The organism is Flavobacterium sp., from assembly GCF_035760125.1.
Taxonomy (GTDB): Bacteria; Bacteroidota; Bacteroidia; order Flavobacteriales; family Flavobacteriaceae; genus Flavobacterium.
On sequence record NZ_DASTTN010000294.1, the window covers coordinates 1 to 15,239 of the forward strand.

Here is a 15,239-nt window from a genome sequence, read left to right on the forward strand (position 1 = left end):
AGTAATTGGAGCGTATGGTTAGGAGCGCGATTATTTCGAGGTGATGATATACATATTATTGACCATTATTATTTTGATGATCATTCAGGACAAGGCGTTGGCATAAAACACAAAAACACTCAGTTTTCTGTTATCTATACGGGTTCCATCGATACTACCTCGACACTTCCACCCAATTTCTACCTTAATATTGTAAATGGAACTCCCACTTTGGGATTACGCAACAGATACATCTCCATACTGGAGCATACTCTAATAACAAAAAAAGGTTATATAAAATTACTCGGCGAATTTCAACGACTCCCATCAGGAACCACTCAAGACGCAACCACAAAATACAATTACCCAGCCGATGTAGGTTATGTAGTTGGAGCAAAATATTTTAAAAATATTTCATCCAGACTACCAGGTTCCTTTAATGCGATAAGTGCCCGTTATGGCGCAGGAATTGCCAATGGAGGTGATGGTGGAAGTAGCCGGACCTACATAACTTATGGCGGACCTAATCTAGAAACGAATAGTTTCAGGAAAGCCTATTCACTTGCCCTTACTGAAACTTTTTTATTGAATTTCAACAAAAATTATTCTTTAAATGGATATGCAATTTACACCAAAAGCAGAGGCGCTAGTGATAGTCTAAACACCACAACTGATTATCTGGGCAAACAAATATTATTCAACAGAAAACAGGATATTGCTTTTGGAGCAAGAGGCACTTGGTATATCAAAAACTGGCTGCATTTGCTCCATGAAGTTGATCTGGCTTGGCGAAAGGACGGTACACAGGATTTTGCCCAAATGACCAAATTTACCATTGCTCCAACATTAGTTCCAACATCCGAGCGAAGTGTTTGGGCAAGACCACATTTTAGATTCGTTTATAGCGTGGCCCATTATAATCAATTTGCTTCCAACAATCTCTACTCACCCTATCTCGCTCAAAGTGGCATCAAAAGTTGGGGGCAATATATAGGAGCCAAAGTCGAATGGTGGATCTGGTAAATAATAAAAAACAATAAGCCCTAGTATATTGAGATTCAAAAAATCACAACATTACTAAGGCTTATTACTTATATCAAGCTAATTTATCTTCTAAAAAAGATCCGGGTTAACAGATATTGTAGAGATAAAATCACTTCATCTTTGACAATAAATATTTATTAAATAGCTAACTATTATTTAGCTAAACAATACGTACTCCCAGGGTCAACATCTCCTTCTGGAAAATTTTTAGCAAAAAAAGTTCTTTTAACAGTAAAACAATCTCCGTCAATACTCACAATTGTCATAATGATTCTATCACCCACTTCCATCTGAGATTCACCAAGTTTTTTTACACAGGTAACTTCATATTCACAGTCGGTTGTCCACTTAACATTCCAAACCAATTGAAGTGCTCCTTTATCATAACTTTCTTGGGTAGCTCCTTTTATCACGAAAGTCCTTGTAGGATAATCCGGATTATATGCTTTTATGTTTTTTAATTTACTACAATCTAAGGTTTGCGAATACCCTATTGCTCCTACTAGTAGAAATAAAATAAGTACAATTTTCTTTTTCATAATTTTGATTTGGGTTAATTTGAGGGAAAAATAAAGGATAAATGTCTATCCATTTATTTAGCAATATTACAAAATTGTACAGCTCAATCCAATACTTCATCTTCACTTTCTCGCTACCACATAACCATCTGTTACACTTATATATAAACAATAATCTTATGTATTAGATTACTTTTTTGTCAAAATAAAAATACTTTATCACGGAAATAATGTTTGAAATTCTTTAGTTATTTTAAACTATTATTTCCTTCATCAGATCCAGTTGTTTGATTGCCAATAATTGCAGTATTGTGAAACGCCTTCAAATACATTGTCACATATCAAGATTATGAAATTATTTTTTTGTTAAATTATTTTTATAACAATTTATTTTAGTTTTGTTATATTTCTTTATGTAGATTTGTATCAATAAAACAGTTATATTATGAGACCCGATTTATTTCAAGCCCCAGATTATTACAATCTAGATGATTTATTAAGTGAGGAACACAAACTTGTTCGTGATTCCGCCCGTGCTTGGGTAAAACGCGAAGTTTCTCCCATTATAGAAGAATACGCTCAAAAAGCTGAATTTCCTAAACAAATTATAAAAGGACTCGGTGAGATAGGCGGTTTTGGACCTTATATCCCTGCAGAATATGGTGGAGCAGGATTAGACCAAATCTCTTACGGATTAATTATGCAAGAAATTGAACGTGGTGATTCAGGAGTTCGCTCAACTTCATCAGTACAATCTTCATTGGTAATGTATCCTATTTGGAAATACGGAAACGAAGAACAAAGAATGAAATATTTACCAAAACTGGCTACAGGAGAATTCATGGGTTGTTTTGGTTTAACCGAACCCAATCATGGCTCGGATCCAGGAAGTATGATTACTAATTTTAAAGATATGGGTGACCACTATCTTTTGAATGGGGCTAAAATGTGGATTTCAAATGCTCCTTTCGCAGATATTGCTATTGTTTGGGCAAAAAATGAAGAAGGAAGAATTCACGGATTAATCGTAGAACGTGGAATGGAAGGTTTTACAACTCCAGAAACGCATAACAAGTGGTCCCTTAGAGCTTCATCTACTGGTGAATTAATATTTGACAATGTAAAAGTACCTAAAGAGAATTTATTGCCAAATAAATCTGGATTAGGAGCACCATTAGGCTGCTTAGATTCAGCTCGTTACGGAATTGCATGGGGAGCTATTGGTGCTGCGATGGACTGTTATGATACTGCTTTGCGTTATGCTAAAGAAAGAATTCAGTTTGAAAAGCCTATTGCAGGAACTCAATTACAACAAAAAAAATTGGCCGAAATGATTACCGAAATCACTAAAGCTCAATTACTAACTTGGAGGCTTGGTGTTCTAAGAAACGAAGGAAGAGCAACAACTGCACAAATTTCTATGGCCAAAAGAAATAATGTGGATATGGCACTCCATATTGCACGTGAAGCCAGACAAATACTAGGAGGAATGGGAATCACCGGAGAATATTCCATCATGCGTCATATGATGAACTTAGAATCCGTAATTACATACGAAGGCACACATGACATTCATTTATTGATTACAGGAATGGACGTTACTGGAATTCCTGCTTTCAAATAGAACTAAACAACTATTAAAGTATTTATAAAATTGATAGTCAAAGCTTCTTGGTAACGAGAAGCTTTTCTAATTTTACACAAAAAAGAAAAGTAATGAATATTGCAACAATCAACACAGGCATTCAAACTCAAAAACAACAGTTATTAAACCATTCTTTATACAATAAAATAAACAATATTGAAGATTTACATCAATTCTTAGAAAACCACGTATATGCAGTTTGGGATTTTATGTCTTTGTTAAAAGCTTTGCAAAACAAATTAACATGCACTTCAACACCTTGGTTTGCCACAGCACATCCTGAAACCAGATATTTAATTAATGAAATTGTATTGGCAGAGGAAAGTGATTTAAGTATTGATGGTCGACGTTTAAGTCATTTTGAAATGTACATAGAGGCAATGCAAGATTGCGGCGCCAAAACAACTGGTATTGAAGCTTTTTTGGACGAAGTAAATTCACTTCACAATATATTTGTTGCCATCAAAAAAAGCGATTTACACCCAAATATAAAAGAGTTTCTTGATTTTACGTTTAGAGTCATTGAAGAGGGAAAACCACACAAGATAGCCGCTGCATTTACTTTTGGCAGAGAAGATTTGATTCCAAAAATGTTTACAGAAATTCTGAAAAATTTTCAATCAAAATTTCCAGATAATGATTTAAACAAACTACTTTATTACTTTGAAAGACATATCGAATTGGATGCTGATGAGCATGGCCCTATGGCAATGACAATGATTACTGAACTTTGTGGCGAAAATCCAAAAAATTGGTCAGAAGTGGAAGCGATTTCAATTTTGGCTTTAGAAAAAAGAATAGGCCTTTGGGATGCTATCGAAGAACAAATTATCTTAAAAACCGAAATGGTTTAATACAATAAAATACTCTTTTTATCTTCTTATTAATGGATTTGTAAAAATTCTTGCTGTTTAATAATTCGCAATTACTAAGCACAACTATATAATTATAAACAAAAAGTACTCTTCGAAAAATATTTTTCGAAGAGTACTTTTTGTTTATAATATTAGTGAGACATTCCCTTAATTTTCGGGAGCCAATTCCAACTCCAATCCTTCAAGACTTTCTGTAATAGGAATTTGGCAACCCAAACGGCTATTTGATTTTACGTAAAAAGCTTCAGACAGCATAGCTTCCTCATCATCACCCATATCCGGCAACGGAATATCATTAAGAACATAACATTGACAAGAAGCACACATCGCCATTCCTCCGCAAGTTCCCTCAACTGGAAGCTCATAGGCTTTGCATAATTCCATTATGTTCATCGCCATATCTGTCGGGGCTTGTAATTCATGAACAACTCCTTCTCTATCTTTAATTTTTATTAAAACGTCCATCTATAATTTAACTTTTTATTTAAAAAATCGGAGTTGTTTAAAACTTCGATTCTAATCTTTTATTGTAAGATCTAATGCGTATTCTTTACGATTTTCCTTGTTGAAAATTTTCAAACCAACAATATCTGCCTGATTCACTATAAAAATAATCCTTGAAGCTGCTGTATAAGCTTTGTCAAAAGTCTTAAACACCAAATTACCTTCAAATGTTATATTTAATAAACCATTTTTTTCTGTTTTTTCTTTGATCAGTGTCTGAGAGGTAAATTCAGCCGAATCATAGGCACTTTTTTCGACCATATTAGCTTTACCATCACTAAGATCTCTCAAAAATTCAGCGTTGGTTATCTTTAATTGGCCTTTCCTATTTGAGGCAATATTAACCATAGAACTGAAATTAACTTCACTCCATTCATCATCAACATTAACATACGTTTTTGACACATATGCCTCTTGAATCGGTTCTTGTCCGTAATTTTTAGAAAAACACAAAAATAGAATAATTAATAAGTACTGCTTTTTCATAATTCAAATTTTATAGGTTAGTGCTACAAATGTAAATTTTTATTTGAATTTTCAAAGAAAAAAATATTGAATTATTCACATTGTTTTTTGCGTATAACAAAAAAAACGGCGGCTTTATTGGTAATTTGCTAATAATAATCTTTAAAAAAAACCATTTTATTGATTTTTAACAAGTATGAACCATCTATTTAACAAGAGTGAACATGATTTTTGTCATTTTATACTTGGCTTTTTTTTATTAAAAAGTAATTCCAAAGATTAATAAAAACAAATAATAATCTATTTTTCAGTTTCTTACATAATATTAACAACCGTTTCTATTTGAGGAGCATACTTTTTGATGGTTGTCTCCACTCCGGCTCTTAACGTCATTTGATTCACACTACAACTTGTACATGCTCCTTCAAGGCGTACTTTTACGTGTTTTCCTTCATCAATTGAAATAAGCGTAATGTCTCCACCATCTGAATTCAGAAAAGGTCTGATTTCGTCTAGCGCTCTTAAAACATTATTTGTTAATTCTTCTGTTTTCATAAGTTGATATCTATTGTTCTTTTTCGGCCTACCAATATTTTAAGGAAGGAATTACACATTAGTAATTCTTGGTTTATCCTATTTGAATTGCTATTCAAAAAAATCGGCGTCTTATTTTTTAACAGCCGAACATCCGGCCATTGTAGTAATTTTGATTGCTTCAGTAGGTTCCAAATTTTCATTTCTATTGACTACTTCAGTAACTACGTTTCTTGTTATCTCGTCAAAAACATTTTCAATAATAGAACCCGTTTGCAATGCTGCTGGACGACCATAATCACCCGCTTCGCGAATAGACTGTACAATTGGCACTTCTCCAAGAAAAGCAACTCCTAGATCTTGTGCTAGGTCTTTAGCTCCTTCTTTTCCAAAGATATAATATTTATTGTTAGGCAATTCTTCTGGAGTAAAATAGGCCATGTTTTCTACAATTCCCAAAACAGGAACATTTATCGCTTCTGATAAAAACATAGAAACCCCTTTCTTGGCATCAGCCAAAGCAACAGCTTGTGGTGTACTTACCACAACAGCACCTGTAACAGGTAGTGATTGCATAATTGACAAATGAATATCCCCTGTTCCAGGAGGCAAATCAATCAACATAAAGTCTAATTCTCCCCAATTAGCATCAAAAATCATTTGATTTAACGCTTTAGAAGCCATTGGACCTCTCCATATTACAGCTTGACTTGGCGAAGTAAAGAATCCGATAGAAAGCATTTTTACACCATAACTTTCCACAGGTTTCATCTTCGATTTCCCATCAACTTCAACTGAAATTGGTTTTTCATTTTCTACATCAAACATGATTGGCATAGATGGTCCGTAAATATCAGCATCCAATATTCCCACTGCAAAACCCATTTTAGCCAACGATACTGCTAAATTTGCCGTAACCGTAGATTTTCCAACTCCTCCTTTTCCTGAAGCAACTGCAATAATATTTTTTATACCCGGAATAGCCTTTCCTTTGATTTCATTCTTTTCCGGAACTTCTACTTTTATGTTTACTTTAATTTTGGCATCTGGCGAAACTAACTCATGTATCGTTTTTCTAATATCATCCTCAGCTCTTTTCTTGATGTGCATCGCTGGTGTATGCAACAACAAATCCACGACCACTTCATCTCCAAAAGTGACCACGTTTGCAATAGCGCCACTTTCTACCATATTTTTACCTTCACCAGCAATAGTAATTGTTTCTAGTGCCTTAAGAATATCTTTTCTATCTAATTTCATGCGTAATTATTATTTTTATTTGGAACATCCTATCACTTAAAATTAATTTTAATTCGAATCCAGTGATTTCATTATTAAAAATTCAGCCTAAAACGCTTCTAAAAGCTATCTTTATTTAAACTAATTTTAGATTGCAAAGATAACGGATTATGTTCTTATTATAAAGAATTTGGATTGTATTTATTGATAGTATCACATATTAACATCTATAATTACAGTTCTCATTTTTGCAATTACAAAGTCCTTTAAAAACACAAATTAAGTAAAATTAATTAAACCGTCACTTTGGGCTCCCAGAAAACGGACTCAAAATTGATGATTTGATTATCCTCAACAACAATACCTTCACTTTCCAGTAATTGCTGCATTAGATTGGTTCCGTCAAAATGGTGCTTTCCCGTTAGCAATCCTTTTCTATTGACCACTCGATGCGCTGGAACATCTTCAAGATTGTGCGCTGCATTCATTGCCCATCCCACCATTCTGGCAGAACGTGCAGCCCCTAAAACTTTGGCAATTGCACCATAAGAAGTGACTTTCCCATATGGAATTTGCCTGACGACAGCATAAACTCTTTCAAAAAAATTATCGTTTGTTGCTTCCATTTTATTTTATCCAAAATATCCTTTAATAAGTTTGAACAGTGTAATTATAGAAACTAATCCAGTAATGGCACCAATAATATAATTTCCGTTATTGATTAAAAAAGAGGATTTTGCTTCCCTTTTTTTGAAGTATACAATATAGAGATAAAAAACCAAGAATGAACCTGTAACCACTCCTCCCACAAAAGCGTAAATAAAAGATTCTAAAAAATAAAAATACCCATATGTAGAAAGTGTAATGGACACAAAAACATAATATGGAATAGGGAATAAATTCAATGCCGACAGCAACATTCCTAAAAAGAATCGATTCGTTTTACTGCGAACCTTGGTTTCTGACTTAGGCAATTTTGGTTTTTTGGCTTTCCAAAAAAAATAAATGGTTAGCGCTATAAAAATAAACAGCCCAATTTCCTGAAGGCGGTTGATAATTTCGGGATGGCTGTTAATGAAATTAGCAAATAATAAAGCTAAAAATGTCTGAAAAAAAACAATTACTGTAGCACCAATAGCAAAAGAAATAGCCTCATTTCTACCGTCTTTCAAGCTTACTTTTGCAGCAGTCATATTAATCAAACCCGGAGGTGTAATCCCTATTGCAGCTACAATAAATCCGAGAAAAAAAGGCAATAGTAGAGTCATACTTAGTTTGCAGTTTCTGTTTGCAGTCTCAGTATACAAACTGAAAACCATCTTTGAAAACTATTTGATTTTAAAACGAATATACGTAATTGCTTTGTTAATTTCCAAATATTGTTTCTCGTAAAATGTCTGAAAAGCCGTAACTTCTTCAGGACTTCCCTCGTTTACATACACATTATGATTGGCGTATAAAACCTCGTGTCCTTCTCCATGAAGCAATCCTAATGTATAGCCATGCATGAATTCACTATCGGTTTTAAGATTGACAACTCCTTCTTTCTTCAAAATTTTCTTGTACAATTGCAGAAATTCTGAATTCGTCATTCTATGCTTCGTTCTTTTGTATTTTATTTGAGGATCTGGAAAAGTAATCCAAATTTCATCGACTTCATTTTCGGCAAAAATATGGTTGATTAATTCGATTTGAGTTCGAATAAAAGCCACGTTATGCAATCCTGTTTCAACAGCAGTTTTTGCACCACGCCAAAAACGGGCACCTTTGATATCGATTCCTACAAAGTTTTTATTGGGATATCTCTCGGCCAATCCAACAGAATATTCTCCTTTTCCACAACCCAATTCAAGTACCAATGGATTTTCGTTCTTAAAAAAATCCGAATTCCATTTCCCCCTTAGCGGAAACAAATCCCCTACTACTTCTTCTCTTGATGGTTGAAAAACATTGTTGAATGTTTCGTTTTCTTTGAACCTTTTTAATTTATTTTTACTTCCCACGATATAATTGCTATTTCGGCAAAATTAAGGAATTATTTAAGACCGAAAACTTTGATAAAGAAAAAATGAAGAATTTAATAATGCCCTAATATTTTTAAGCAGAACTTCTTTATACCTAAAAAGCATATTCTATCTCGTACTTTCAAACCCTTTTTTTGAATCAAAAAAGAAATGCAAAAAAAACAACTGAAATTATTCAACACTAAACTTCAACTACATTCACTTTTAACTAAAAATATATTTATGTACCTTTATGTAAAATAATCTTTTGATGAAAAAAAAAGTTTTATTTATAACAATTATAGCATTGACTCTTTCCCTCATTTCTTTCTACCGTTACAGCAAAGAAATTCTAACGGTTGAAGCCACTTCTTCTGTCCAACTACAACAAAAAACAGCTGCCAATAAACCTACAATTAGTATTGACAAAACTGCAATTATTAATTTTTTCAAACAATATTCTTCTCTGAAAAAATACCAGTCAGATGTTACTATCATATACGCAAAAAGAAATTATAAGTCAATATGGTATAATCGCACGGGACTTATCAAATTTGCCGATGTACTACTTGCTAAAGTAAATCTTCTTGATGAGGAAGGATTAAATCCTCACTTACCCTATAAAGATAAATTTGACAGGATTTTTGATAAGAACTCAGCTGATAAGCCTTCCCAAACCGATACCGAAATAATGCTATCCACCGTATACGTTTTTTATGCCCAAAAAGTATTTCATGGAATGGACACAAAAAAAATACAGGAAACCGGGTGGTTTATCCCTAGAAAAAATATTTCTTATGCAAATCTATTGGATTCTTTATTAGTCAATCCAGAATTACTAAGCAGAAATGAAAATCTGGTATTTAATCAATATTACAAACTGCGAGATGTTTTAAAGAAATACCGACAAATAGAAAAAGAAGGTGGTTGGAATCAAATAGATTCTATTTCTGAGGCACAGGAATTGAAACCAAATGACAGCTCCAAAATCATTGGTCAAATAAGACACTGGCTTACCATTAACGGGGACTTAAAACGGGATTCCAAACTTAATGTGTACGATGATGAGATGATGGCCGCTATATTGAATTTTAAAAAAAGGAACGGTTTTAAGGTTAATTATCCCATTACATATAGACACATCAGACAAATGAACATTCCAGCCGAAGAGCGCATTAAAATCATTATGATAAATATGGAACGCTGCAGATGGATTGATCCAAAATTGGCTAAAGCCAATGAATATATAATTATAAATATTCCATCCTTTAAATTAATTTATAAAAAAAACGGTAAAAAGGAACTGGAATCGAATGTTTTTTTGGGGCAAATCATTACCGAAACGGTAGTTTTCAGTGCCAATATGAGCCATATTGTGTTTAGTCCCTATTGGAATATTCCAAAAAGCATTATTGAAAGTGAATTAAAAGTACAAATGGATCGTGACAAAAATTATCTGGCTAAACACAATATAGAATGGAACAACGGGAATGCCAGACAAAAACCAGGAATGAATAATTCTTTGGGGCTCGTTAAATTTGTCTTTCCAAATTCCAATGACATCTACCTTCATGACACTCCATCCAGAAGTCTATTCGAAATGGAATACAGAACATTTAGCCATGGCTGTATCAATGTGGCCAAAGCAAAGGAATTGGCTATCCTAATTTTAAAGGATGATCCTGACTGGCCCATCGATAGGATTAATGAGGCCATGAAAGGAGTAAAGGAAACCACTTGCGTACTCAAACATAAAATCCCAGTTCATATTGGCTATTTTACAGCTTGGGTTAACGATTCTGGTGAGATCTGTTTTTATAATGATATCTATCTAAGAGATGACCATCTAGCGGAATTATTATTTTCAGATGACTCCAAATAAATGACATTATTATTTCTTTGCCTGAAGATTTTTTATCACGACATCCTCAATCCCTTCTTTAATTTTCACTACTTCATTCGTATTCTCATTTGGAACAGTCATAGACAAAACATAGTGTTTAATTTTCCATTCTTTACCTATTTTTACCAAAACACCAGAACCTCTACAAATTTTCATTTGGGTATTCAACAGTTCATCAAACCAAGCTAGCTTACCTGATTTATCAAAATAAATGTGACGCTCCAATGCTTTAAAATCCCAAGCTTTACCTCTGTCAAAATAAGGTTTTGCAAAAGCTTGAAACGCTTTCAAATCCCAATTTTCGGTTGGGTCAGTTCCTATAAAAATGGCGTCTTCGGTCATCATTCCAAAATAGACTTTAGCATTGGCTTCCGCTGCTGCTTTGTGCCAAGCATCAAGTGTTCTGTTAACCTGTTCTTTTTCATCAGATTCCTTATACTGCAAAGAATCAAAACTAACTAATGTCAATACTATTAAACTTAAAAATAGAACTCTCATATTTTACTTTTTTATTATTTCTTTGGGAGACTTCCCATCTTAATTTTCATTTCGCCATTATTCCCGTCCACAACCAACAAATGCAGCACAATTCCTTTGTATCGCTTGGCTTCTCTTTCATTTTTGTCTTTTATTTTATAATCCTCCGCTGGATTTCTAAGCGGAATCGTCAACCCTAATTTGGTCCCTTTCTTAAATGAATAAATACCCTCAACATCAAAATTCAACACATTCGAACTCACTTTAAAATAGTCAACATTTACCTGGCTACCACTCATATTCAATTGTCCTGACAAATCATTAAAAACAATATGCTTTACATCTCTATTAGGGAAAGCAAACTTACCTATTTTTATTATTGGTTTAAAATCCGTTAGCGAGCCATTTTTGATATCATAATGCAAATTCCCTTTGGCAGAATCATCAACCAAATCACCATTTTGAGTCATTTTCGCAGACATATCCGCAGTTGCCGAAAGATGTCCTTTTATGTTATGAGGCTGAAAGGATTTAATTCCGAAATTTTTAAAAGAGGTTAAAAACTGAGGAATATCAACCGTTGAGATATTTACATTTGTTTTTACATCAAACAAATTGCCGTTTGGAATTAACTGGGAAGCGAATGTGATTTTACCCCCGCAGGTTTCAATTGCTCCTTGTTTGACAAAAAATTGTCTATTCTTGGCCACAATAATAATTTTAGCATTTTTGGCAGTCAAATTAGAATACACCATCTTTTGAAGATTCAAATTTAAAACCACTTGACATTTTTCAACAAGCGTTATTCTTTTTTTAATATCTGATTTGCTGGCTACTTTTTTAACTTCCTTCTTTTTTTCACCGTGAGCCAAAACACTCAGGAATTTTTTGACATCCATAAAAGGGCTATTGACATTCAAGACAGCAACCATTTTTGCGGGATCATCATAATACAGATTAAGAAAATTGTCTATTTTCCCATCTAAGTAAACAATGTTTTTATCTCTTTGGTACTTAATATTTCGAATAAATAATGCCTCGTCTGTAAAATCAAGAAGGATATTGGTTTGAAAAGGAAGATTTTTAGACTTTAAAAGCATGTTCGCCTTTTCTATATTTACTTTTCCTGTAAAACGAGGTTTCGAAATTTGTAAGTCTACAATATTTACATTGAATTTAAAATCGACATTTGCAGTTCCTCCGTTAAACTTTATAAATTCATCACCAAAAACATTTCCTAAATTTTCCACATCAAATTTGGAATGCAAGACTCCAGTTGCAACCGGTTTTTCTAAATTATTAATTGCTGCCGCAGGAATAACTATTGGTATCCCCTTATAGTTTCCTCTAAAATTTTTAATGATAACGGCTGAGTTGATGTCATTGTTACCCAAACCATTCTTGAAATTATTGATATATCGACCTTCAAAACTGCAATCTTTGGTTTCTCCCTCTGAAGAGATCAAGACATTATCCTTGATTTGAGCATCCACAATAATTTCGGGATCTCCCTCGGCATTCATATCTCCAATGATGCTGCACTGGGCATCGAGCGGTTTGGTTATATTAAAATGATTCAGAATTTTGAACAAATGCGGATCCAATAAACGTGCCGCATTCAACCATAGAATATTCGTTTTTATGTTGATATTCATTATTGGATGCTCTTTTTCCAAACCAAAACTCGCTTTGATGTCAAAATCATCCTCACCAATTTCAAGATCTTCGGTAAGAACCTCAATTTTATTTTTTGCTTTAGAGAATTGTACCGCAAGTTTTCCTTTTACCCTTTTGTCTTTTATAAAACTTCCATGCTTGGTATTAAACGCCATACTTTTGGCAAACACATCCAAAAACAAATCAGTTTGAAATCCGTCATCTGTATAATCGATTTTGCTTTTTAGAGACGCTACTTCAAAATGGAACAATTTATTTCTTTGCAAGTTTTGGGAAATAAAAACAACATTCTTGAAATCGACCTCACCTATTTCAGTTTCTCTTTTGCTTTTCGGTTTGTTGGTTTTTGGTTTTGGCTTAAAAATATTCGAATTGGAAACACCATTTTTATCTTTAAACAAATCAATTTTTGTATCTATCAAGACAACTTTCTCAATATCTACCTTTTTATGCAGTAAACTCAGTACATTCAATCGCACTTCAATTTCCTCAGCTTTAAGTACACTTCTTTTATGTATGGCATACAAACTGTCCTGCAATTCTACTTTATTCAAAACTACCGTAAAGTTTGGAAAACCTATTAAGAATTTGTATCCCACATCTCCAATACTGGCATGGCCCGAAATATTATCGTTGATTTTTTGATTGATCTCGGTCACTATGCTCTCTTTATTTTGAATGAAATAAAGCCGCAATCCAATAAAGAAAATCAGGATTAACCCCAAAAAACCAATAATAAAAAAGCCAATTCTTTTTAAAATTTTTCTAACTCTACTTGTTTTAAAAAATTCTTTTCCTTTTTCTATAAGTTCTTTCATACTAGTCATTTATAAGTTATATATGTAAAAATATTTCTTATTGATTTCAAATATTTTGAATTGAATAATCTGCAACACAACTCGACCTGTATCAAAGTTAACATAATATATTACAAAAAGAGGCGTTATATCTTAAAAACTTTAACACTGTATTGTAATTATATTCAACTACTTAAAGGCTGTATTTATCCAAATTACAATATTTTTTTAAAGGTATTTTTGTAGTACATTCATGTAAAAATTGAAAAATTATACTACTTTTGAGGTCAACAAACTCTATAAATGAGTTACTAATTTAAAAATAAAAAATATGCGATCATTAAAAATTTTACTATTAAGTGCTTTCATACTATTAGTATCTAATTCAGTTTCAGCACAATCTTGGGGAGTAAGAGCAGGAGCCAATATTTCAGACATTTCCGGAAATGGATTGGACACAAAAGCCAAAACAGGACTTTATGTTGGTGTTTACAGAGAAATTCCATTGGTAAAGAGCTTGCTTTTCATACAACCTGAAGTGCAATACTCTCAAGAAGGATTTGAGGTTGACAATGCAAAAGACACTAAGATAGATTATCTTACTGTGCCAATTTTAGCAAAAATATATGCTGTTAAATTATTAAGTTTTGAAACAGGTCCTCAATTTGGTTTTGTAGTTTCAGACAATGTTGACTATACTGATGTAAACAGTTTTGTACCTTCATGGGCTTTTGGTACGTCTCTTAACCTACCACTTGGATTGTCTATAAATGCTAGATACATAACAGGTTTGGATGATACTTTTGAGCACCTCGCTGCTAAAAATCAAGTTATTCAAGTAGGAGCTGCCTTCCAATTCTAAAAGAAAGTATTCACATTTCTCAATATTAAAAGTTGCCTTAAAGCTCATTACTTTAAGGCAACTTTTTTTTGTACATTTATAGAGTAGTCTCTAATTCACTTTATCTATGAGAAAATCTATTGTGCTGCTTATCCTTCTTATTTTAGGCTCTTCACTTTCTATGCTTTCCTGTAAAAAAAAGGATGATACCAATTTAAAATTACCTCTTACCATCAATGCTTTTAACAAAGTAGAAAGCCTGTCTCCCTTTGACAGCACTTTGGTCGATATTTTTTTCAAAAAATATCCTGAACTTCAAAAATACCAACAAGAAACCACCGAATTATATCAAAAACGAAACTATCAATACATTTGGTTTGACACCAAGGGCATCCTTGAAGTCAGTCATTTGCTGTATAATAAATTAAACAATATTGAAGATGAAGGAATTAAAACCACCATTCCATACAAAGAAAAACTAGATGTTCTTTTCCAAAATACAACTGAAAATCAAAGCGCAAATGTCAATGATGAATTGCTGCTTACATCTCTTTATTTTTTTTATACCCATAAAGTTTTAAAAGGGATAGACGACAAAAAAACAGCCGAATTGGGTTGGTATTTGCCTCGAAAAAAGAAATCCTATGTCAACTATTTAGATTCTATTATTGCCAATCCTTCGCTAATTAATAAAAACGAAAAAGAAGTATTGAATGAGTATTACAGTCTCAAAGAAGT

At 33.0% G+C, this 15,239-nt stretch carries 15 protein-coding genes and 1 pseudogene; 6 read left to right on the forward strand and 10 right to left on the reverse strand.

Features of this window, described 5'->3' with window-relative positions; all coding sequences use genetic code 11:
• A partial coding sequence (locus VFS71_RS10570; RefSeq protein WP_326401182.1) for a carbohydrate porin occupies nucleotides 1-1,002 on the forward strand: 1,002 nt, incomplete at its 5' end.
• A gap of 173 nt (nucleotides 1,003-1,175) precedes the next feature.
• Here VFS71_RS10570 and VFS71_RS10575 read toward each other — a convergent pair.
• Nucleotides 1,176-1,562, reverse strand: a complete 387-nt coding sequence (locus VFS71_RS10575; protein ID WP_326401183.1) for a hypothetical protein — start codon at nucleotides 1,560-1,562, stop codon at nucleotides 1,176-1,178.
• Nucleotides 1,563-1,986: 424 nt separating this feature from the next.
• On the opposite strand from VFS71_RS10575, the gene VFS71_RS10580 reads away from it, so the two are divergent.
• Complete coding sequence (locus VFS71_RS10580; protein ID WP_326401184.1) at nucleotides 1,987-3,165, forward strand: acyl-CoA dehydrogenase family protein; 1,179 nt, start codon at nucleotides 1,987-1,989, stop codon at nucleotides 3,163-3,165.
• Nucleotides 3,166-3,257: 92 nt separating this feature from the next.
• A complete protein-coding gene (locus VFS71_RS10585) occupies nucleotides 3,258-4,040 on the forward strand; it encodes a DUF3050 domain-containing protein (protein ID WP_326401185.1) in 783 nt (260 codons plus the stop codon).
• 168 nt (nucleotides 4,041-4,208) lie between these two features.
• On the opposite strand, the gene VFS71_RS10590 is transcribed toward VFS71_RS10585, so the two are convergent.
• From VFS71_RS10590 to trmB, 7 genes are all read right to left on the reverse strand, one after another.
• Complete coding sequence (locus VFS71_RS10590) at nucleotides 4,209-4,526, reverse strand: ferredoxin (protein WP_326401187.1); 318 nt, start codon at nucleotides 4,524-4,526, stop codon at nucleotides 4,209-4,211.
• A 51-nt stretch (nucleotides 4,527-4,577) separates the two neighbouring features.
• The gene (locus tag VFS71_RS10595) at nucleotides 4,578-5,051 is read right to left on the reverse strand and encodes a hypothetical protein (RefSeq protein ID WP_326401189.1); all 474 of its coding nucleotides are present in this window, start codon (nucleotides 5,049-5,051) and stop codon (nucleotides 4,578-4,580) included.
• Nucleotides 5,052-5,345: 294 nt separating this feature from the next.
• The gene (locus tag VFS71_RS10600; RefSeq protein ID WP_326401190.1) at nucleotides 5,346-5,585 is read right to left on the reverse strand and encodes a NifU family protein; all 240 of its coding nucleotides are present in this window, start codon (nucleotides 5,583-5,585) and stop codon (nucleotides 5,346-5,348) included.
• A 111-nt stretch (nucleotides 5,586-5,696) separates the two neighbouring features.
• Complete coding sequence (locus VFS71_RS10605; protein WP_326401191.1) at nucleotides 5,697-6,824, reverse strand: Mrp/NBP35 family ATP-binding protein; 1,128 nt, start codon at nucleotides 6,822-6,824, stop codon at nucleotides 5,697-5,699.
• A 272-nt stretch (nucleotides 6,825-7,096) separates the two neighbouring features.
• A complete protein-coding gene (locus VFS71_RS10610; RefSeq protein ID WP_326401192.1) occupies nucleotides 7,097-7,429 on the reverse strand; it encodes an MGMT family protein in 333 nt (110 codons plus the stop codon).
• A 6-nt stretch (nucleotides 7,430-7,435) separates the two neighbouring features.
• Nucleotides 7,436-8,071 carry a LysE family transporter gene (locus tag VFS71_RS10615; protein WP_326401193.1) on the reverse strand — a complete coding sequence of 212 codons (636 nt, stop codon included), beginning with the start codon at nucleotides 8,069-8,071 and terminating at the stop codon, nucleotides 7,436-7,438.
• A gap of 60 nt (nucleotides 8,072-8,131) precedes the next feature.
• The gene (gene trmB, locus VFS71_RS10620) at nucleotides 8,132-8,806 is read right to left on the reverse strand and encodes a tRNA (guanosine(46)-N7)-methyltransferase TrmB (protein WP_326401194.1); all 675 of its coding nucleotides are present in this window, start codon (nucleotides 8,804-8,806) and stop codon (nucleotides 8,132-8,134) included.
• 271 nt (nucleotides 8,807-9,077) lie between these two features.
• On the opposite strand from trmB, the gene VFS71_RS10625 reads away from it, so the two are divergent.
• Nucleotides 9,078-10,688, forward strand: a complete 1,611-nt coding sequence (locus VFS71_RS10625) for a L,D-transpeptidase family protein (RefSeq protein ID WP_326401195.1) — start codon at nucleotides 9,078-9,080, stop codon at nucleotides 10,686-10,688.
• 9 nt (nucleotides 10,689-10,697) lie between these two features.
• On the opposite strand, the gene VFS71_RS10630 is transcribed toward VFS71_RS10625, so the two are convergent.
• Complete coding sequence (locus VFS71_RS10630; protein WP_326401196.1) at nucleotides 10,698-11,207, reverse strand: nuclear transport factor 2 family protein; 510 nt, start codon at nucleotides 11,205-11,207, stop codon at nucleotides 10,698-10,700.
• Between the two features lie 14 nt (nucleotides 11,208-11,221).
• Nucleotides 11,222-13,681, reverse strand: coding sequence for an AsmA family protein (locus tag VFS71_RS10635; protein ID WP_326401197.1), 2,460 nt, complete (start codon nucleotides 13,679-13,681; stop codon nucleotides 11,222-11,224).
• 310 nt (nucleotides 13,682-13,991) lie between these two features.
• On the opposite strand from VFS71_RS10635, the gene VFS71_RS10640 reads away from it, so the two are divergent.
• On the forward strand, nucleotides 13,992-14,522 hold the full coding sequence (locus VFS71_RS10640) for a porin family protein (RefSeq protein WP_326401198.1): 531 nt from the start codon (nucleotides 13,992-13,994) through the stop codon (nucleotides 14,520-14,522).
• Nucleotides 14,523-14,628: 106 nt separating this feature from the next.
• Nucleotides 14,629-15,239: pseudogene (locus VFS71_RS10645) on the forward strand (L,D-transpeptidase); the annotation flags it as partial.